The organism is Burkholderia sp. CCA53 (assembly GCF_001685525.1).
Lineage (GTDB): Bacteria > Pseudomonadota > Gammaproteobacteria > Burkholderiales > Burkholderiaceae > Burkholderia > Burkholderia multivorans.
In genome coordinates, this window is sequence record NZ_BDDJ01000001.1 from 556,818 (window position 1) to 574,533 (window position 17,716).

Sequence of the window (17,716 nt, forward strand, 5' to 3'; positions counted from 1 at the left end):
GGAAAGTGTCAAGCGAACCAGTTGTCACGCGAACGGCCATCGTAGCGCGCAACGCACGAGGAGACGCTTAGTCGTTCTTCGTCTTGACGACTTTCTTGCCGCGATAGTAGCCGTTCGGGCTGATGTGGTGACGCAGATGCACTTCACCCGTGCTCGGCTCGACTGCCAGCGGCGCTGCCGTCAGGAAATCGTGCGAACGATGCATGCCGCGCTTCGACGGCGACTTCTTGTTTTGCTGGACTGCCATGACTAACTCCTAAAAATTTTCCGGATTCTAACACAGCCCGATCCGGCGCTTAACTACCCTGGCCCACGGCCCTTACGCCTTCCCGCGCCACACTGCTCAGTGTTTCTTGCTGCCGTCCCCGCCCTTCTTCAGCGCTTCGAGCGCTGCGAACGGATTCGGCCGTTTGCCTTCGTCCCCGGCGTCGTCGGACTCCTCGTCCGCCTCTTCCGAAGGACCGCTCGCACCCGACACGAGGCTTTCGTGAACCGCCGGGCAAACCTCGTGCTTGGGCACGAGCGGCAGCGAAAGCAGCAACTCCTCCTCGATCAAGTCGACGAGATCGAACTGGCGCGAGCCCACGATCACATCGGCTTCATCGTCGTCGAGCGGAAATTCCTCGGCTTCTTCTTCGGTCGCGACGATCCGGTACACCATGTCGACGTCGAACGCCTGATCGTACGGGGTCATGCAGCGCTGGCACGTGAGCCATGCGTGGCCGTGCAGCGCGAGGCGCAGATACGGCTGCTGCCCGTCGGTGCCGTCGTCCTGCAGTTCCTTCTGCGTGAACCCCTCGGCCTGCCACGTGAATACCGTGTCGCGATCGGGCGCGTCCGCCGGCACCTCGTTCAACATGCGCGGCAGTTGCGAGAGGCGCACCGCGCCTGCTGCCTGCCGCCCGCTGCGGGCGAATTCGAACAGGTCGACCGCGTGCGGATCGAGCGCTGCCGCAGGTTTGCCAGAAGAAGTGTTCATGTGCGCTCCCTGCAAGTCGATCCGGCTTGGCGCCGCGTACTTCCGAAGACCCGGCCGGCACCTGAACGGGAGCCTGCCGATGAAAAGCGGGAAAGCATACCTGTTTTACCTTTTTCAGTCAATCACTTAAGCTTGCGTCCGCGCAACGTCGCGCAAGCCCCGACGACTCACCGATTCCATCGACCATGCCGGATACCGTTTGCCGCCCGCCGCGGCTGATTCTCGCCTCCAGTTCCCGCTACCGCCGCGCGCTGCTCGAGCGCCTCGCCGTACCGTTCGACGTCGTGTCGCCCGACCTCGACGAAACGCCGCTCGCCGGCGAAACGCCCGCTGCGACCGCGCTGCGCCTTGCGGCCGCGAAAGCGCGCGCGGTGGCCGCGACGATCGACGCGCCCGACGGCGTGCTCGTGATCGGGTCGGACCAGGTCGCCACCTTCGACGGGCTGCAGATCGGCAAGCCCGGCACGCATGAACGCGCGCTCGCGCAGCTCGTGTCGATGCAGGGACGCGAAGTCGAATTCCACAGCGCGCTGAGCCTCTACGACAGCCGCACCGGCGAAGTGCAGACCGAGGACGTCGTGACGCGCGTGCGCTTCCGCTCGCTGCCCGAAGCCGAGCTCGACGCCTATCTGCGCGCCGAAACGCCGTACGACGTGGCCGGCAGCGCGAAATCCGAAGGGCTCGGCATCGCGCTGCTCGATGCGATCGATTCGGACGATCCGACCGCGCTCGTCGGCCTGCCGCTGATCGCGCTGACGCGGATGCTGCGCGCCGTCGGCTATCCGCTGTTCGCAGCGCAAGGAGCACGCGCATGACGGCCGGCACGCTATATCTCGTCCCCAATACGCTCGGCGAAGGCGACGCGTCGATGCTCGCCGCCGTGCTGCCTGCCGCCGTGCAGGCGCGCGCCGGCACGCTCGGCTACTACATCGGCGAAAACGCGAAGACGACGCGCGCGTTCCTGAAGAAGATCGGCACGTCGCGGCCGATCCAGGACATCGAGATCCGCGAACTGAACGTCAATACGCCGGCCGGCGAGGTCGACCGGCTGCTCGCGCCGGTACTGGCCGGCACGGACGCGGGGCTCGTCTCGGAAGCCGGCTGTCCGGCCGTCGCCGACCCGGGCGCGTTGCTCGTGCGACGCGCGCACGAACGCGGCGTGAAGGTCGTGCCGCTCGTCGGGCCGAGCTCGATTCTGCTCGCACTGATGGCGTCGGGGCTGAACGGCCAGAGTTTCGCGTTCAACGGCTATCTGCCGGTCGACGCGGCCGCGCGTGCCAAGCGACTGCGCGAACTCGAGCAGGTCTCGCGCAAGGCGCGCCAGACGCAGATCTTCATCGAGACGCCGTACCGGAACCAGGCGATGCTCGACACGCTCGTCGCGACGTGCGCGCCGTCGACGCAGATCTGCGTCGCGGCCGATCTGACGCTCGCGACCGAGACGATCGCGACGCGCACGGCGGCCGACTGGAAAAAGGCGCCTGCGCCGAATCTGCACAAGCGCCCTGCGATTTTCCTGCTGCTCGCGCACTGAGGCGGGACTCCGCGCCGCGGCATGCGGCGCCGGGGCCCGATCGCCGAATCCGCCGGCCGCCGCCGCGCGGCGCCGCCCCGCCCGTCAGCGCAACTGAACCGACGCGCCGGCGGCCGTCAACGCCTTCATCGCGGCGCCGCCGACGGCCGCGCCGAACTTGCGTGCGACGCGGTTCGTCAGGCTTTCCTTGACCGTATAGTCGACGAGATCCGGTGCCTTGATGACCTCGCGTGCGACGGAGTCGGTCGTGCCGTAGCCGTCGGCGAGACCCAGCTCGACGCTCTTCTCGCCGGTCCAGAACAGCCCGGAGAACATGTCGGGCGTTTCGTGCAGCCGCTTGCCGCGGCCGTCCTTCACCGCCTTGATGAACTGCGCGTGGACCTGATCGAGCAGTTCCTGCGCATGCGCGTCCATCTTCGGCGTTTCCGGCGAGAACGGATCGTAAAAGCCCTTGTTTTCGCCCGACGTATGCAGCCGGCGCTCGACGCCGAGCTTGCCCATCAGCCCGGTGAAGCCGAAGCCGTCCATCAGCACGCCGATCGACCCGACGATGCTCGCCTTGTCGACGAAGATCTTGTCGGCCGCGGACGCGATGTAATAGCCGCCCGACGCGCACATGTCGGTCACGACCACGTACAGCGGCTTGTCCGGATACTTGCCGCGCAGGCGCCGGATCTCGTCGTAAACCATCCCGGCCTGCACGGGGCTGCCGCCCGGGCTGTTGATCCGCAGCACGACGCCGGCCGTGCCGTCGTCCTCGAATGCGGCGTCGAGCGCGGTGTTGATGTCCTCGGCGTTCGCATTGGTGCCGGCCGCGATTTCGCCGTCGATCGTCACGAGCGCCGTGTGCCGCCCGCCCGACGCGAATTTCGCGTCGCTCGAGAAGTCGATCAGCGCGAATGCGAACAGCAGGAACACCGCGAGAAACGCGAAGCGGAAGAAGATCTTCCAGCGCCGTGCCGCGCGCTGCTCTTTGACGGCCGCGAGCGCGATCCGCTCGAGCGCGGCGCGCTCCCAGTTCGGCTCGCGATTGTCGGGGCGGGACGAGGATTCGGGGAAATTCGGTTGATCGGTCATGCAGGATTGTCGTCAGTCTTGCGTGGCGGGACGCAGGTCCGCGTCGGGAAGCCAGAATACCGCACGCCCGTCGGGCGTGTCGCGCTCGTCGACTTCGACCGGCCGCAGCCGCCCGCCGCGGCACGGGCCGCCGACGCACTGCCCCGTGTCGGGCGCATAAATCGCGCCGTGCGTCGCGCACATCAGATAGAGCCCCGACGATTCGAAGAACTGGCCCTCGGCCCAGTCGAGCTCCATCGGCACGTGCGCGCAGCGATTCAGATAGCCGTAGGCGCGGCCGTCGTAGCGCACGAAGAACACGACCGCCTGCTCGCCGCGCAGCGTCGCGTCGACGCGCACGCCAGCGCCGCCGTCGACCAGCGCGTCCGACGCGCAGACGCGCACCGCGTCCGTAGCGGGCGCCGCGCTCATGCGTGCTCCCTGAGCCATTCGGCCAGCGCGTTGACGTCGGGCGCGACGAAGCGCGGCGCGAGCGCGGCCAGCGCGTCGGCCGTATGCGCGCCGTACGCGACGCCGACGCCGGCCGCCCCGGCGCTCGCGGCCATCTGCAGGTCGTGGGTCGTGTCGCCGATCATCACGGTGCGCGCCAGATCCTGCCCCAGTTCGCGGGACAGCTCGTGCAGCATGGCCGGATGCGGCTTCGAGAACGTTTCGTCCGCGCAGCGCGTCGCGTCGAACAGGCTCGTCAGCTTCGACTGGTCGAGCACGCGATTCAGCCCGACGCGGCCCTTGCCGGTCGCGACCGCGAGCAGGTAGCCGAGGTCGCGCAGTTCCGCGAGCAGTTCCCGCACGCCGGCGAACAGCTCGATGCGCTGATCGTCGAGCAGATAGTGATAGCGGTAGCGCTCGGCGAGCCGCGGATAATCGGACGGATCGAGCGTCGGCGCCGTGATGCGCAGCGCGTCGCGCAGCCCGAGCCCGATCACGTAGCGCGCGGATTCGTCGGACGGTTTCGGCAGACCGAGATCGCGGCATGCGGCCTGGATGCTGTGCGCGATGTGCGCGGTCGAATCCATCAGCGTGCCGTCCCAGTCGAAGACGATCAGATCAAATTGCTGTCGGGGCATGCGGTTCAGGCGGTATCGCGCAGTGCGCTCAGTTGATCGAGAAAGTGCCGGCATTCGGCCGGCAGCGGCGCGTCGAACTGCAGCGCGTCGCCGCTCAGCGGATGCGCGAGCCGCAGCCGATGCGCGTGCAGGAACATCCGTTTCAGCGACGGTTGCGCATTGGCGCGCGCCAGCGCCTTGTTCAGTGCGAAATCGCCATACTTCGCGTCGCCGACGATCGGCAGACCGAGATGCGCGAGGTGCACGCGAATCTGATGGGTCCGACCCGTTTTGAGTTCCGCTTCGACGAGCGCATAGTCGGGCCAGCGCTCGACGAGATTGAATACGGTGTGCGACGCGAGTCCGTCGTCCTGCACGCGCACGCGGCGCTCGCCGTCCGCCGTCGTGTACTTGAACAGCGGCGCCTTGACCGCGCGGCGACGGCCCCAGTCGGCCTGCCATTCGCCGTGCACGCAGGCGAAATAGCGCTTGTCGATGCGGTTTTCGCGGATCTGCTCGTGCAGCGCGACGAGTGCGGTACGCTTTTTCGCGAGCATCAGCACGCCGGACGTCTCGCGGTCGAGCCGGTGCACGAGTTCGAGGAATTTCGCGCGCGGGCGCGCCTGCCGGAGCTGCTCGATCACGCCGAACGCGACACCGCTGCCGCCGTGCACGGCGACGCCGGCCGGCTTGTCGATCACGAGCATCGCGTCGTCTTCGAACAGCACGTCGAACTGCGCGGGCGGCACGATGGGCGCGTCGGCGCGCGCGAGGTCGGCCGCGGCCACGCGCACGGGCGGCACGCGCACGACGTCGCCGAACGCGAGCCGGTACTGCGCATCGACGCGCCCCTTGTTCACGCGCACTTCGCCGCTGCGCAGGATCCGGTAAATATGGCTTTTCGGCACGCCCTTGCAGACGCGCAACAGGAAATTGTCGATCCGCTGACCGGCTGCACTTTCGTCGATCTGGATCATGGAGACCTGACCGCTTGCGACCGAATTCTGGGATATTTTGCCTAACTCATTCATACTGAATATAATTTTGCCCAGCCTGACGTTGCGGGCGGCCTGATCGGCCGACCCGGCCCAACCGGGCAAGGCGCAAGCGCAAACCGTCATTTTACTTGCGCCGGGGGTCCGCTGCTCGCCCCTTATCAAAGAGAAGCAGCAAGTTGCACGCACGGCGCCGACCGTCGGCAAGGATCGCGCCCACAGGCGGATTCGGTCGGCAAGGCGCCGCGGTAACGGAAAGTTGGTTGAAAAGAATTTGATTGGCAGCGCGGCGGCGCGACATGTGTCCGCACGGGCTGCCGGTTGCGAAAATTACGGCGTTGCGCCCGATTTGGCCCCGCGAAGCGTGCGGGGCTTGGCGACGTCAAACCAAGGAAGTACACCCCAAGCGGGAAAGTCGGGCTGGATTCGATACTCCCCGCTGCGGCCCAAGCCGCAGCATCTGCCGCCCGTCGGCGCGCGCGACGCATTGCGCGCGCCCGTGGCAATGCCGGTCTCAGGCTTAGCGCGCTTTCGCAGCGTGCGGTGTGTGGACGCCGTGCTTTGAAGCCGTGTTCGCAGGTGCCCTATGGCCGCCGGCCCGTCGTTCGGGTCCAAGCGCCTCTTCAGGCAATTCTCCCCGCCATCGTTCCCGCTCCAGCGTGCTTGTGACAACACAACAAGGTGCGGCCTGCCGTCGTGTCCGCCCTCGCGCCTGACAACCGCGAGGCGCCGCCTGCAGAGCCGCCTGGAGTCGTTCATGAAACGCATGCTGTTCAATGCGACGCAGCAGGAGGAGCTGCGCGTCGCCATCGTCGATGGGCAAAAGCTCATCGACATCGACATCGAGACAGCCGGGCGCGAACAGCGCAAAGGCAATATCTACAAGGGTGTCGTCACGCGCATCGAGCCGTCGCTCGAAGCGTGCTTCGTCAACTACGGCGAAGACCGTCACGGCTTCCTGCCGTTCAAGGAAGTCGCCCGCCAGTACTTCAAGGACGGCGTCGACATGCGCTCCGCGCGCATCCAGGACGCCCTGCGCGAAGGCCAGGAACTGATCGTTCAGGTCGAAAAGGAAGAGCGCGGCAACAAGGGCGCCGCCCTCACCACGTTCATCTCGCTCGCCGGCCGCTACCTCGTGCTGATGCCGAACAACCCGCGCGGCGGCGGCGTGTCGCGCCGGATCGAGGGCGACGAGCGTCAGGAACTGCGCGAAACGATGGCGCAGCTGCAGATTCCGGACGGCATGAGCATGATCGCCCGCACCGCGGGAATCGGCCGCAGCGCCGAGGAGCTGCAGTGGGACCTGAACTATCTGCTGCAGCTCTGGCGCGCGATCGAAGCCGCATCGCAAAGCGGCAATCCCGGCCAGCCGATGCTGATCTATCTGGAATCGAGCCTCGTGATCCGCGCGATCCGGGACTATTTCCAGCCCGACATCGGCGAAATCCTGATCGACACGACCGAGATCTACGATCAGGCCCGCGCATTCATGGACATCGTGATGCCGGACAACGTGTCGAAGGTGAAGCGCTACCACGACGACGTGCCGCTGTTCTCGCGCTTCCAGATCGAGCACCAGATCGAAACGGCCTACTCGCGCACGGTGCCGCTGCCGTCGGGCGGCGCGATCGTGATCGATCACACCGAAGCGCTCGTCGCGATCGACGTGAACTCGGCGCGCGCCACCAAGGGCGCCGACATCGAGGAAACGGCGACCCGCACGAACCTCGAAGCGGCCGACGAAGTCGCCCGCCAGCTGCGCCTGCGCGACCTCGGCGGCCTGATCGTGATCGACTTCATCGACATGGAGTCGGCGAAGAGCCAGCGCGAAGTCGAGCAGCGCCTGAAGGACGCGCTCAAGCATGACCGCGCGCGCGTCCAGATGGGCAAGATCTCGCGCTTCGGCCTGATGGAGCTGTCGCGCCAGCGTCTGCGTCCGGCGCTGTCGGAAGGCAGCCACGTGACCTGCCCGCGCTGCAACGGCACGGGCCACATCCGCGACACCGAATCGTCCGCGCTGCAAGTGCTGCGGATCATTCAGGAAGAAGCGATGAAGGAAAACACCGCGGCGATCCACTGCCAGGTGCCGGTCGAAGTGACCGCCTTCCTGCTCAACGAAAAGCGTCAGGAAATCAACAAGATCGAGTCGCGCTTCAAGGTCGGCATCGTGCTGATCCCGAACAAGCACCTCGACACGCCGCACTACAAGCTCGAACGCCTGCGTCACGATGACGCACGCCTCGACGATCCGCGTGCCTCGTGGAAGATGGCCGAGGAAGCGGCGCGCGAACTGGAGTCGGAAACCGGCTACAGCAAGCGCGCGGCCGACGTGAAGCCGAAGCAGGAAGCGGCGGTCAAGGGCATCACGCCCGAGCGTCCGGCACCGAGCGCGGCGCCGCAGCGTCCGGTCGAGCCGACAGCGGCACCGGCCCCCGCGCCGGTCGCGCAGCCGAGCGGCGGCTTCATCGGCTGGCTGAAGGGCCTGTTCGGCATGTCGGCCGCTCCGGCGCCCGCGCCGGTCGCACCGGCACCGGCGAAGGAACAGGCGGCCCGTCCGGCCCGCGAACGCACCGAGAAGACCGAGCAGCGCGGCGAACGCGGCGGCGATCGCAACCGCAATCGTCGCGGCGGCAACGGGCAGCAGGCGCCAGGCGGTCGCGACCAGGCGGCTGCTGGCCGCGGCCAGGCGCAACGTCAGGAACGCGAAGGCAAGGAAGCGCGCGAGCCGCGTGAAGGTCGCGAGGGTCGCGAGGGTCGTGAAGGTCGCGAGAACCGCGAAGCTCGCGAAGGCCGTGAGGGTCGCGAAGGCCGCGCACCGCGCGAAGCACGCGAACCGCGCGAGAACCGCGAGCCGCGTGAAGCCCGTGAACCGCGCGAGCGCGCCGAGCAGCCGGAGGCCGTCGAGTCCGCCCGCGGCGAGCGCCAGGAACGCGGCGAGCGTCGCGAGCGCGGCGAACGCCGCAAACCGCAGCATGCGGCGACGCTGGAAACCGTGAACCGCGGCGAAAGCCATCCGGAACAAGACGCCGACAAGGCGGCCGCCGCCGCCCTGCCGGGCGCGGACGTCGCAGCGGATGCCGAAGCCGGCGCGCGTGACGGCGAAGAGCGCCGCCGCCGCCGCCGCGGGCGTCGCGGCGGTCGTCGCGAGCGTGACGAGGAAGGCGCAGTGGTCGATCAGGCCGAAGCGGGCCTCGACGGCGAAGCCGCCGCGCAGCCGGCGGCGCACGAAGCGCCGGCGGCCGCCGAGCCGGCCCACGCGAACGCGCCGGCTACCGTCGCGGCAGCCGCTGCGGCCGGTGTGATCGTCGCCGAGACGGTCGTCGAACAGCGTGCCGAATCGGTCGCGGTCGATACGCCGTCGGCTCCGGCACATGCCGACAGTGACTCCGTCGCCGTCGCCGAACCGGTCGTCGCCGCCGCACCCGCTACGGCAGCGGCCCCGGTCGTCGCACCGGCCGCGGACGTCGAAGCAGGCCCCGTTGCGCTCGCCGTTTCGCCGACCGACGCGTTCGAAGTGCCTGCCGACGTGGAAGCGCCGGTTGCCGTCGACGTGCAGCCGGCCGACACGGCGGTCGTTGCCGAGGCAGCGCCGGCCGTGGCGGCACCGGCAGTATCGGCCGCACCGGCGGCACCGGCGCCGGTCGAAGCAGCACCGGTCGAACCGGTCGCGGCTCCTGCACCGGCTGCCGCTTCGGCACCTGCCGTCGCCCAGCCGTCCGCCGCGCCCGCTTCGGCGAGCCTGGAAGCCGTGCTGCAGCAGGCGGGCCTCGTGTGGGTGAATACCGACGCGGAGAAGCTGCGTGCGGCGCAGGAAGCCGCATCGCGTCTGCCGCGCCCGGTCCGCACGCCGCGCGAGCGCAAGCCGCTGCCGCCGGTCGACACGACGCCGATGCAGCAGGTCGAGACGACGCACCGCTAAGCGGCGCATCATCCGTCCCGGAAAAGCCCGCCCGCCGGCGTAATGCCGTTCAGTTAAGCAACTGAACGGCATTTTTGTTTTGGGGAAGGAGTGGTTGTAAACGCTGCTCTGAGATGTTAACTTTTGGCGCGATGCTGACCGACCACCTGACCTTCATGCTCGATGCCGAACCTACCGACCTGAGCCGGTTGGCGGAGCATCTTCCCCATGCATGGATCGAACAGGCCATCGAAGCGACAGGCACGGCGAGCATTCGTCGCCGTCGCTTGCCGGCTGAACAGGTGGTCTGGCTGGTGATCGCGCTGGCGATCTATCGTCATTGGTCAGTCAGCGAAGTGGTGGACAGTCTGGAACTGGTGCTGCCCAACGAGACCACGTTCGTCAGCAAGAGCGCCGTCACCCAGGCCCGGCAGCGCTTAGGCCACGCCCCGATAGCTTGGCTGTTCGAGCAAACCGCGCAAGCATGGTGCAAGCAGGATGGTGCGCGCCATGCCTTCAAAGGGCTTAGCTTGTGGGCCATGGATGGCACCACGCTACGCACGCCGGACAGTGCCGCGAATCGGGAGCATTTCGGGTCCCAAAGCTACGCGAGCGGCAAGGTGGCCAGCTACCCGCAGGTGCGGGCCGTCACGCTGACCTCGATCCCGACGCATCTGGTAGCAAACATTGCGTTTGGCCGCTACGACACCAACGAGATGATCTACGCCAAGAATCTGCTGGCGCAGATTCCCGACCATTCGCTCACGGTCTTCGACAAAGGCTTCCTGGCAGCCGAGATCCTGTGCGGCCTGAGCTCGGGCGAACGCAATCGCCACTTCCTGATTCCGGCAAAGTCCAATACGCGTTGGGAGGTACTGTCGGGCAAACCGGACGATGCATTGGTGCGCATGCGCGTCTCGCCTCAGGCTCGGCAGAAATGCCCCGATCTGCCGGAGTGGTGGACGGCGCGTGCAGTGCGCATTCAAGATGCACAGGGGCGGGAACGTGTACTACTGACGTCGTTGACCGATCGGCGCCGCTTCAAGTTGGCCGATCTGGTTGCTTGCTACGAGCGGCGCTGGCAGATCGAGACCAGCTATCGCGAACTGAAGCAGTCCATGCTCGGTAGCGAACTGACCCTACGTAGCCGAACCGTCGACGGCATCTACCAAGAGATCTGGGGTGCGCTGATCGCTTACAACCTGATTCGCCGCGAAATGGCTTGCGCCGCCTTCGAGGCCAAGTGCGAACCGACCGAACTGAGCTTCGTTCGCTCGTTCCATCTCATCCAGCACGAGATGATGTGGGCTGCACGCACGCCTGCCTTCGCCAAGCTGCCCGCCGTGCTCAAGCGACTTCGCGAACACCTCAAGCTGCTCATCAATGTAAAACGGCCTGATCGCAAATGCGATCGGGCCGTCAAGTCCCGTCCTGCTCGTTATGCCGTCCGGTTCCTCAGAAAGAACCTTAACTGAACGGCATTACGCCCGCCGGCGGGCTTTTTCACATCCGCGCTACGGGTTTCCGCTCACGCGGCCCGGCGCGCGGCTTACGGCTAAAATACAGGCTTGGTTCGCCTATCTTTCAACATGTCCCGACGCATCATTCCTCTCGCCGACGTCAGCGGCGTGCCGGACGTTTCCGGCGTGCCGCACGCGCCGGACGGCACGCTCGCCGACACGTTCGGCCGGCCGCTGCGCGACCTGCGCATCTCGGTGACGGATCGCTGCAACTTCCGCTGCGTGTACTGCATGCCACGCGAGGTCTTCGGCAAGGACTATCCGTTCCTGCCGCACAGCGCGCTGCTCACGCACGAGGAGATCGAGCGCGTCGCGCGGATCTTCGTCGCGCACGGCGTCGAAAAGATTCGCATCACCGGCGGCGAGCCGCTGCTGCGCAAGAACCTCGAGTTCCTGATCGAGCGGCTCGCACGCCTGACCACGCGCGACGGCCGCCCGCTCGACCTCACGCTGACGACCAACGGCTCGCTGCTGGCACGCAAGGCGCGCGCGCTGAAGGACGCCGGCCTCACGCGCGTGACGGTCAGCCTCGACGCGCTCGACGATGCGCTGTTCAAACGGATGAACGACGCGGACTTCGCGAGCGCCGACGTGCTCGACGGCATCTTCGCCGCGCAGGCCGCAGGGCTCGCGCCCGTGAAGGTCAACATGGTCGTGAAGCGCGGCACGAACGACACCGAGATCCTGCCGATGGCCGAGCGCTTTCGCGGCACCGGCGTGATCCTGCGCTTCATCGAATACATGGACGTCGGCACGTCGAACGGCTGGAACATGACCGAGGTGCTGCCGTCGGCCGACGTCGTCGCGCGGATCGCCGAGCGCTTCCCGCTCGTGCCGCTCGAGCCGCATACGGCCGCCGAAACCGCGCAGCGCTGGGGCTACGCGGACGGCAGCGGCGAAATCGGCGTGATCTCGAGCGTCACGCAGGCGTTCTGCGGCGACTGCACGCGCGCGCGGCTGTCGACCGAAGGCAAGCTCTATCTGTGCCTGTTCGCGTCGAGCGGCCACGATCTGCGTGCGCTCGTGCGCGGCGGCGCGACCGACGCCGAGATCGCGACCGCGATCGCGCGCATCTGGCATGCACGCACCGACCGCTACTCGCAGCTGCGCGGCAGCGCCGCCGCGGCGGACGCGACCGACGGCGCGCGCAAGCGCGTCGAGATGTCGTACATCGGCGGCTGAACGGGCCGTCGCTTTGCACGATGTCCGCTTCCTCCGCCCGCCCCCCGATCGCCGGCCTGCTGCTCGCCGGCGGCCGCGCGACCCGCATGGACGGCGTCGACAAGGGGCTGCAACAGCTCGACGATGCGCCGCTCGCGCTGCACGTGCTGCGCCGGCTCGCCCCGCAGGTCGACGAGGTGCTGATCAGCGCGAATCGCCATCTCGATCGCTACGCGACGCTCGGCGCGCCGTTCGGTGCGCGCGTCGTGCCCGACGACACGGCCGACTTCCCCGGCCCGCTCGCCGGGCTGCTGGCCGGCATGCGCGCCGCGAGCGCGCCGCTCGTCGCGTGTGCGCCGTGCGATTCCCCGTATCTGCCCGCCGATCTCGTCGCGGCGCTGCACGCGGCGCTCGATGCGCAGCATGCGGACATCGCGATGGCGGTCAGCGTCGACGCCCAAGGTGCACGCTCGCCGCAGCCGACGTTCGCGCTGCTGCGCACGTCGCTGGCCGTCGATCTCGCCGCGCGGCTCGCGGCCGGCGATCGCAAGGTGCGTGCGTGGTACGCGCGCCACAAGACGACCGAAGTCGAGTTTCATGACGAGCGTGCGTTTTACAATGCCAACTCCTGGCAGGAACTCGCCGCGCTAGCCCGCCGCTGACGGCGCCGGCGCCGCCGTTCCCGCGCGCCGCCCCGCCGCTCGCGACCGCGCCACGCACACTGCTCGCGCCTCCGGCCACGAACCCTGTACGCCTTGCGGCGCAGTCCGACGATGATCACGCAACCCTCGCCCGCTCCCAGAGCCGCACCCGATTCCGACCTGCCGCTGTCGCTCGCCGACGCGCAGGCGCTCGCCTGCCGTTTCGCGACACCGGTCGCCGCCAGCGAATCCGTGCCGTTGCGCGACGCGCTTCATCGCGTGCTCGCCGCCGACGTGCGCGCACCGTTCGACATTCCCGCGTACGACAATTCGGCGATGGACGGCTATGCGTTCGACGGCGGTGCGTGCGCGTCGGCGCACGGCGACGTCGCGATGCGCGTCGTCGGCGCCGCGCTCGCCGGCCATCCGTTCGACGGCGCCGTGCCGGCCGGCGCATGCGTACGCATCATGACGGGTGCGCCGATGCCGGCCGGATGCGACACCGTGATTCCGCAGGAACGCGTGCATGTCGACGACGACGGAATCCGCTTCGCCGCACGCGAAATCGCGCGCGGCGCGAACTGCCGCAAGGCCGGCGAGGATCTCGCACGCGGTGCATGCGCGCTCGCGGCAGGCCGCATCCTGCGCGCCACCGACATCGGCCTGCTCGCGTCGTTCGGCATCGCGCACGTGACGGTGCGACGGCGCGTGCGCGTCGCGGTGTTTTCGACCGGCGACGAATTGCGCGAGCCGGGCGCCGCACTCGAACGCGGGGCGCTCTACGACAGCAATCGCGCGATGCTGATTGCGATGCTCGAACAGTTGCACGTCGACGTGCTCGATCTCGGCATCGTCCGCGACGATCCGGCCGCGCTCGAAGCAGCATTGCGCGACGCGGTCGCGCGCGATGCCGACGCGGTGATCACGTCGGGCGGCGTGTCGGTCGGCGAAGCGGATTTCACGCGCGACGTGATGGCGCGGCTCGGCGAAGTCACGTTCGCGAGCCTCGCGCTGCGCCCGGGCCGGCCGCTCGCCGTCGGCACGCTCGCGCGCGGCGACGGCGCACCGGGCCACGCGCTGTTCTTCGGGCTGCCCGGCAATCCCGTCGCCTCCGCGGTCACCTTCGACGCCATCGTGCGCGCGGCGCTGCTGACGCTCGCGGGCGCCTGCGTGCCGCCGCCGGCGATGTACACCGCGTACACCACGCAAGCGCTGAAAAAGCGCGCGGGCCGCACCGAATATCTGCGCGGCATCGCGACGCGCGCAGCGGACGGGCGCTGGCACGTCGCACCGGCCGGCTCGCAGAGCTCCGCATCGCTGAGCGGCCTCGCGGCCGCCAACTGTTTCATCGTCCTGGGCCACGATGCCGCGGCAGTCGACGCGGGCGCCCCGGTCGACATCCTGCCGTTCGGCAGCCTGATCTGAATCTGAATCCAACTATCGGTATCTCTCTACGGGGGCATTCTGCACATGAAGAAACAAATCTCGTCGATCGCCGCGGGGCAGACCGCGAAAGCGCTGATCCTCGTCTATCTGACGTTCAGCGTGCCGATCGTGCTGCTCGGCATCCTCGTCGCGTACGTGCGCTACGGGATAGTCGAACTGAGCACGATCCTGAGCGCGCTGTTGCTGAACGCCATCCTCGGCTTCGTGCTGCTATGGATCGCGTGCCACGCGTACAACTGGGTCGCATCGCGCTTCGGCGGCATCGAGATCGTGCTGTCCGACCCGCCGGAGGAAGCGTGAGCGACACGCCGCTGATCCGCGCGGCCGACGCGCGCGACGTCGGCGCGATCCTCGCGCTGATGCGCGAACTCGCCGAATTCGAAAAGCTCGCGCACCTGTTCGTCGCGACCGAGGCCGATCTGGCGGATGCCCTGTTCGGCGCGCATCCGGCCGCCGAAGCGCTCGTCGCCGAGCGCGACGGCGCGATCGTCGCGTATGCGCTGTTCTTCCATAACTACTCGACGTTCCTCGGCCGTCGCGGCCTCTATCTCGAGGATCTCTACGTGCAGCCGTCGCAGCGCGGCACCGGGCTCGGCACCGCAATGCTCAGGCAGCTCGCGGCGCTGGCGGTCGAGCGCCGCTGCGGCCGCTTCGAATGGTCGGTGCTCGACTGGAACCAGCGCGCGATCGACTTCTACGAGAAGATGGGCGCGACCGTGCTGCCCGACTGGCGCATCGTGCGCGTGACGGGCGATGCGCTCGACGCGCTCGCCGCACGCTAGGCGGCGTTCGCCCGTTCGATTCGAGCGCCGAAAGTAATACGCCCGAGCCGGTGCAAATCGGCTCGGGCGTGTCTCATGGGCAGGCGCCGCACCGGCACCGGCGTGTGCCGATACGTGGTCAGGTCTCGTCGGCGTCCGCGCCGTCCGCCGCTTCCGCGCCGAGCAGCCCGGCTGCCGCATCGCCGGGCAGCGCCTCGACCTGCTTCAGCTTGCGGTTCATCACGCGCGTGCGCTGCTCGGCCGCCTCGATCGAGCGCGTGACCGTCTCGAGCTGCGACTTCGTGCGTGCGAGCACGTCGCCGAACTTGCCGAACTCCGTCTTCACCGCGCCGAGCACCTGCCACACTTCGCTCGAGCGCTGCTCGATCGCGAGCGTGCGGAACCCCATCTGCAGGCTGTTGAGCAACGCGGTCAGCGTGGTCGGGCCCGCCACCGTCACGCGATAGTCGCGCTGCAACAGATCGGTCAGGCCCGGACGACGCAGAATCTCCGCGTACAACCCTTCGGTCGGCAGGAACAGCAGCGCGAAATCGGTCGTGTACGGCGGCGCGACGTACTTCTCCGCGATCGTCCGCGCCTCGAGCCGCACGCGGGCCTCGAGCGCGCGCGCCGCGTCTTCGACCGCAACCGCATCCGCACGCTCCTGCGCATCGATCAGCCGCTCGTAATCCTCGCGCGGGAATTTCGCGTCGATCGGCAGCCAGACGGGCGGCGCATCGCGCACGCCCGCTTCGCGCCCCGGCAGCCGGATCGCGAACTCGACGCGCTCCGCGCTCTTCGGCACCGTCGCGACGTTCTTCGCATACTGATCGGGCGTCAGCATCTGTTCGAGCAGCGCCTCGAGCTGCACTTCGCCCCAGGTGCCGCGCGTCTTCACGTTGGTCAGCACCTTCTTCAGATCGCCGACGCCGGCCGCGAGCGTCTGCATCTCGCCGAGGCCGCGATGCACCTGCTCGAGCCGGTCGGACACGAGCTTGAACGATTCGCCGAGCCGCTGCTCGAGCGTCGCGTGCAGCTTCTCGTCGACGACGCGGCGCATCTCGTCGAGCTTCGCCGCGTTGTTGGTTTCGATGTCCTTGAGCCGCTGCTCGAGCGTCGCGCGGACTTCGCCGATCCGTCGATCGTTCGCTTCGGTCAGCTGCGTCAGTTGCCGATGCAACGTGTCGCCGAACACCCGGAGCGCCGCCGTCTGCTCTTCGCGCGCCTGCTGCGCGTGACGCAACATGCTGTCGCGCATCGCGTCGAACTGCTGCGCGTTGCCGGCGACCAGCGTCGCGAGCTGCTGCGCGAATCCTTCGATCTGGTTGTTCTGCACGGTCGCGACGCTCGTCAGCTGCGCCGCGAGCGTCTGCTGAAACTGCGCGAAACTGCCGCCCAGTTCGGTGCGCGCGCCGCGTGCGCTCTCGACGATCTCGCCGCGCAGCTCGCGTTCGAGCCGCTCCAGTGCGCGCGCCTGTGCGTGCGCCGCATCCTCGATCTGGTCGACGAGCACGGCCGCGTCGTCGTGGCGGCCGCCGCCGCGCACCAGCGCGACGACCGCCACCGCCAGCGCGACGGCCAGCACGACGAGCGCGGCTACCAGCAACGCGATCGTCATGCGCGCGGCTTCCCGATCACGTCCGGGTTGATCGGATTCGGCGGCTGCCCGGCACGCGGCCCTTCGCCGAGCGCGGCGATCAGGTTGTCGGCCGCGAGGTTCGCCATCGCGCGGCGCGTCTTTTCCGTTGCGCTCGCGATGTGCGGCGTCAGCACGACGTTCGGCACTTCGAGCAGCGCCGGATGCACGTTCGGCTCGCCTTCGTAGACGTCGAGGCCGGCCGCCGCGATCGTGCCGTTGCGCAGCGCGGCCGCGAGCGCCGCGTCGTCTACGATCCCGCCGCGCGCGATGTTGGTCAGCGTCGCGGTCGGCTTCATCTTCGCGAGCTCGGCCGCGCCGATCGTGTGGTGGTTTTCCTTCGTATACGGCAGCACCAGCACGACGTGATCGGCACGCGCAAGCAGCGCGTCCTTCGACACGTACTCCGCGCCGAGCTCCGCCTCGATCTCGGGCGCGACGCGCGACCGGTTGTGGTAGATCACCTGCATCCCGAAGCCGCGCGCGCGACGCGCGAGCGCCTGGCCGATGCGGCCCATGCCGATCACGCCGAGCGTCGACCCGTAGATGTCGCTGCCGAGAAAGCCGTCGTAGGCCCACTTCTGCCAGTGGCCGGCACGCAGCCAGTGCTCGGATTCGGCGATCCGCCGCGCGGCGGCCATCATCAGCGCCCAGCCGAAATCGGCCGTCGACTCGTTCAGGACGTCGGGCGTGTTCGTCGCGAGCACGTTCGCCGCGTTGAACGCGGCCATGTCGAAGTTGTTGTAGCCGACCGCCATGTTCGACACGACGCGCAAGCGCGGCGCCGCCGCCAGCGTCGATGCGCCGACCGGATCGCCCGCCGTCAGCGCGCCGTCCTTGTCGGCGAGCCGCGCGGCGAGCGCGTCGGGTGCGAGTGCATCGCCGTTGTTCCAGTCGACGTCGAAATACTGCTTGAGCCGTTCGATCACGTCCGGAAAGATCGGACGCGCGACGAGGATCTTCTGCATCGCCATCTCCGCATGCGGCGGACGGCGCGCGACGCGACATGCGCCGCCGGAGCC

The 17,716-nt window shown here is 68.3% G+C and carries 17 protein-coding genes; 9 read left to right on the forward strand and 8 right to left on the reverse strand.

Going from position 1 to position 17,716, the window contains the following annotated elements; translation table 11 throughout:
• Positions 1 to 67 precede the first annotated feature (67 nt).
• Complete coding sequence (gene rpmF, locus BCR55_RS02545; RefSeq protein WP_006401275.1) at positions 68 to 247, reverse strand: 50S ribosomal protein L32; 180 nt, start codon at positions 245 to 247, stop codon at positions 68 to 70.
• Between the two features lie 96 nt (positions 248 to 343).
• Positions 344 to 979, reverse strand: a complete 636-nt coding sequence (locus BCR55_RS02550) for a DUF177 domain-containing protein (RefSeq protein WP_065494136.1) — start codon at positions 977 to 979, stop codon at positions 344 to 346.
• A 185-nt stretch (positions 980 to 1,164) separates the two neighbouring features.
• On the opposite strand from BCR55_RS02550, the gene BCR55_RS02555 reads away from it, so the two are divergent.
• Positions 1,165 to 1,794 carry a Maf-like protein gene (locus tag BCR55_RS02555; protein ID WP_006401277.1) on the forward strand — a complete coding sequence of 210 codons (630 nt, stop codon included), beginning with the start codon at positions 1,165 to 1,167 and terminating at the stop codon, positions 1,792 to 1,794.
• Positions 1,791 to 2,513 carry an SAM-dependent methyltransferase gene (locus BCR55_RS02560; protein WP_006408134.1) on the forward strand — a complete coding sequence of 241 codons (723 nt, stop codon included), beginning with the start codon at positions 1,791 to 1,793 and terminating at the stop codon, positions 2,511 to 2,513. Before BCR55_RS02555 ends, BCR55_RS02560 begins: the two co-directional genes overlap by 4 nt.
• An 84-nt stretch (positions 2,514 to 2,597) precedes the next feature.
• Here BCR55_RS02560 and BCR55_RS02565 read toward each other — a convergent pair whose 3' ends face one another.
• Genes BCR55_RS02565 through BCR55_RS02580 form a run of 4 tightly spaced genes read right to left on the reverse strand, consistent with a single transcriptional unit; the run spans position 2,598 to position 5,667 of the window.
• The gene (locus BCR55_RS02565; RefSeq protein WP_065494137.1) at positions 2,598 to 3,590 is read right to left on the reverse strand and encodes a S49 family peptidase; all 993 of its coding nucleotides are present in this window, start codon (positions 3,588 to 3,590) and stop codon (positions 2,598 to 2,600) included.
• Between the two features lie 12 nt (positions 3,591 to 3,602).
• Positions 3,603 to 4,001 (reverse strand): Rieske 2Fe-2S domain-containing protein, encoded by a 399-nt coding sequence (locus tag BCR55_RS02570; protein ID WP_006408132.1) that lies wholly within the window; start codon positions 3,999 to 4,001, stop codon positions 3,603 to 3,605.
• Positions 3,998 to 4,657 carry an HAD-IA family hydrolase gene (locus BCR55_RS02575; RefSeq protein ID WP_006401281.1) on the reverse strand — a complete coding sequence of 220 codons (660 nt, stop codon included), beginning with the start codon at positions 4,655 to 4,657 and terminating at the stop codon, positions 3,998 to 4,000. Before BCR55_RS02575 ends, BCR55_RS02570 begins: the two co-directional genes overlap by 4 nt.
• 5 nt (positions 4,658 to 4,662) lie before the next feature.
• Positions 4,663 to 5,667: an RluA family pseudouridine synthase gene (locus BCR55_RS02580; protein WP_012467543.1), complete on the reverse strand. Its 1,005-nt coding sequence runs from the start codon at positions 5,665 to 5,667 to the stop codon at positions 4,663 to 4,665.
• Between the two features lie 721 nt (positions 5,668 to 6,388).
• Here BCR55_RS02580 and BCR55_RS02585 point away from each other — a divergent pair.
• The 7 genes from BCR55_RS02585 (at position 6,389) to BCR55_RS02615 (ending at position 15,079) form a co-directional block, all read left to right on the forward strand.
• On the forward strand, positions 6,389 to 9,550 hold the full coding sequence (locus BCR55_RS02585) for an Rne/Rng family ribonuclease (RefSeq protein WP_065494138.1): 3,162 nt from the start codon (positions 6,389 to 6,391) through the stop codon (positions 9,548 to 9,550).
• Positions 9,551 to 9,681: 131 nt separating this feature from the next.
• Positions 9,682 to 11,004 (forward strand): IS4 family transposase, encoded by a 1,323-nt coding sequence (locus BCR55_RS02590; protein ID WP_065494898.1) that lies wholly within the window; start codon positions 9,682 to 9,684, stop codon positions 11,002 to 11,004.
• A 114-nt stretch (positions 11,005 to 11,118) separates the two neighbouring features.
• Positions 11,119 to 12,231: a GTP 3',8-cyclase MoaA gene (gene moaA / locus BCR55_RS02595; RefSeq protein ID WP_065494139.1), complete on the forward strand. Its 1,113-nt coding sequence runs from the start codon at positions 11,119 to 11,121 to the stop codon at positions 12,229 to 12,231.
• A gap of 20 nt (positions 12,232 to 12,251) precedes the next feature.
• Positions 12,252 to 12,872, forward strand: coding sequence for a molybdenum cofactor guanylyltransferase MobA (gene mobA / locus BCR55_RS02600; RefSeq protein ID WP_065494140.1), 621 nt, complete (start codon positions 12,252 to 12,254; stop codon positions 12,870 to 12,872).
• A gap of 111 nt (positions 12,873 to 12,983) precedes the next feature.
• Positions 12,984 to 14,276 (forward strand): gephyrin-like molybdotransferase Glp, encoded by a 1,293-nt coding sequence (glp, locus tag BCR55_RS02605; RefSeq protein WP_065494141.1) that lies wholly within the window; start codon positions 12,984 to 12,986, stop codon positions 14,274 to 14,276.
• A gap of 45 nt (positions 14,277 to 14,321) precedes the next feature.
• Positions 14,322 to 14,597, forward strand: coding sequence for a hypothetical protein (locus BCR55_RS02610; protein WP_065494142.1), 276 nt, complete (start codon positions 14,322 to 14,324; stop codon positions 14,595 to 14,597).
• Positions 14,594 to 15,079 (forward strand): GNAT family N-acetyltransferase, encoded by a 486-nt coding sequence (locus BCR55_RS02615; RefSeq protein ID WP_006401289.1) that lies wholly within the window; start codon positions 14,594 to 14,596, stop codon positions 15,077 to 15,079. Before BCR55_RS02610 ends, BCR55_RS02615 begins: the two co-directional genes overlap by 4 nt.
• 118 nt (positions 15,080 to 15,197) lie before the next feature.
• Here BCR55_RS02615 and BCR55_RS02620 read toward each other — a convergent pair whose 3' ends face one another.
• Together BCR55_RS02620 and BCR55_RS02625 are read right to left on the reverse strand one after the other, a co-directional pair.
• Positions 15,198 to 16,676, reverse strand: a complete 1,479-nt coding sequence (locus tag BCR55_RS02620; RefSeq protein WP_065494143.1) for a DNA recombination protein RmuC — start codon at positions 16,674 to 16,676, stop codon at positions 15,198 to 15,200.
• On the reverse strand, positions 16,673 to 17,662 hold the full coding sequence (locus tag BCR55_RS02625) for a D-glycerate dehydrogenase (RefSeq protein WP_006401291.1): 990 nt from the start codon (positions 17,660 to 17,662) through the stop codon (positions 16,673 to 16,675). The genes BCR55_RS02620 and BCR55_RS02625 overlap by 4 nt, the downstream gene beginning before the upstream one ends.
• Between the last annotated feature and the right edge of the window lie 54 nt (positions 17,663 to 17,716).

Coding starts and splice junctions, on each gene's coding strand:
- rpmF (WP_006401275.1), bottom strand. CDS start 247: ATGGCAGTCCAGCAAAACAAGAAGTCGCCGTCGAAGCGCGGCATGCAT.
- BCR55_RS02550 (WP_065494136.1), bottom strand. CDS start 979: ATGAACACTTCTTCTGGCAAACCTGCGGCAGCGCTCGATCCGCACGCG.
- BCR55_RS02555 (WP_006401277.1), top strand. CDS start 1,165: ATGCCGGATACCGTTTGCCGCCCGCCGCGGCTGATTCTCGCCTCCAGT.
- BCR55_RS02560 (WP_006408134.1), top strand. CDS start 1,791: ATGACGGCCGGCACGCTATATCTCGTCCCCAATACGCTCGGCGAAGGC.
- BCR55_RS02565 (WP_065494137.1), bottom strand. CDS start 3,590: ATGACCGATCAACCGAATTTCCCCGAATCCTCGTCCCGCCCCGACAAT.
- BCR55_RS02570 (WP_006408132.1), bottom strand. CDS start 4,001: ATGAGCGCGGCGCCCGCTACGGACGCGGTGCGCGTCTGCGCGTCGGAC.
- BCR55_RS02575 (WP_006401281.1), bottom strand. CDS start 4,657: ATGCCCCGACAGCAATTTGATCTGATCGTCTTCGACTGGGACGGCACG.
- BCR55_RS02580 (WP_012467543.1), bottom strand. CDS start 5,667: ATGAATGAGTTAGGCAAAATATCCCAGAATTCGGTCGCAAGCGGTCAG.
- BCR55_RS02585 (WP_065494138.1), top strand. CDS start 6,389: ATGAAACGCATGCTGTTCAATGCGACGCAGCAGGAGGAGCTGCGCGTC.
- BCR55_RS02590 (WP_065494898.1), top strand. CDS start 9,682: ATGCTGACCGACCACCTGACCTTCATGCTCGATGCCGAACCTACCGAC.
- moaA (WP_065494139.1), top strand. CDS start 11,119: ATGTCCCGACGCATCATTCCTCTCGCCGACGTCAGCGGCGTGCCGGAC.
- mobA (WP_065494140.1), top strand. CDS start 12,252: ATGTCCGCTTCCTCCGCCCGCCCCCCGATCGCCGGCCTGCTGCTCGCC.
- glp (WP_065494141.1), top strand. CDS start 12,984: ATGATCACGCAACCCTCGCCCGCTCCCAGAGCCGCACCCGATTCCGAC.
- BCR55_RS02610 (WP_065494142.1), top strand. CDS start 14,322: ATGAAGAAACAAATCTCGTCGATCGCCGCGGGGCAGACCGCGAAAGCG.
- BCR55_RS02620 (WP_065494143.1), bottom strand. CDS start 16,676: ATGACGATCGCGTTGCTGGTAGCCGCGCTCGTCGTGCTGGCCGTCGCG.
- BCR55_RS02625 (WP_006401291.1), bottom strand. CDS start 17,662: ATGCAGAAGATCCTCGTCGCGCGTCCGATCTTTCCGGACGTGATCGAA.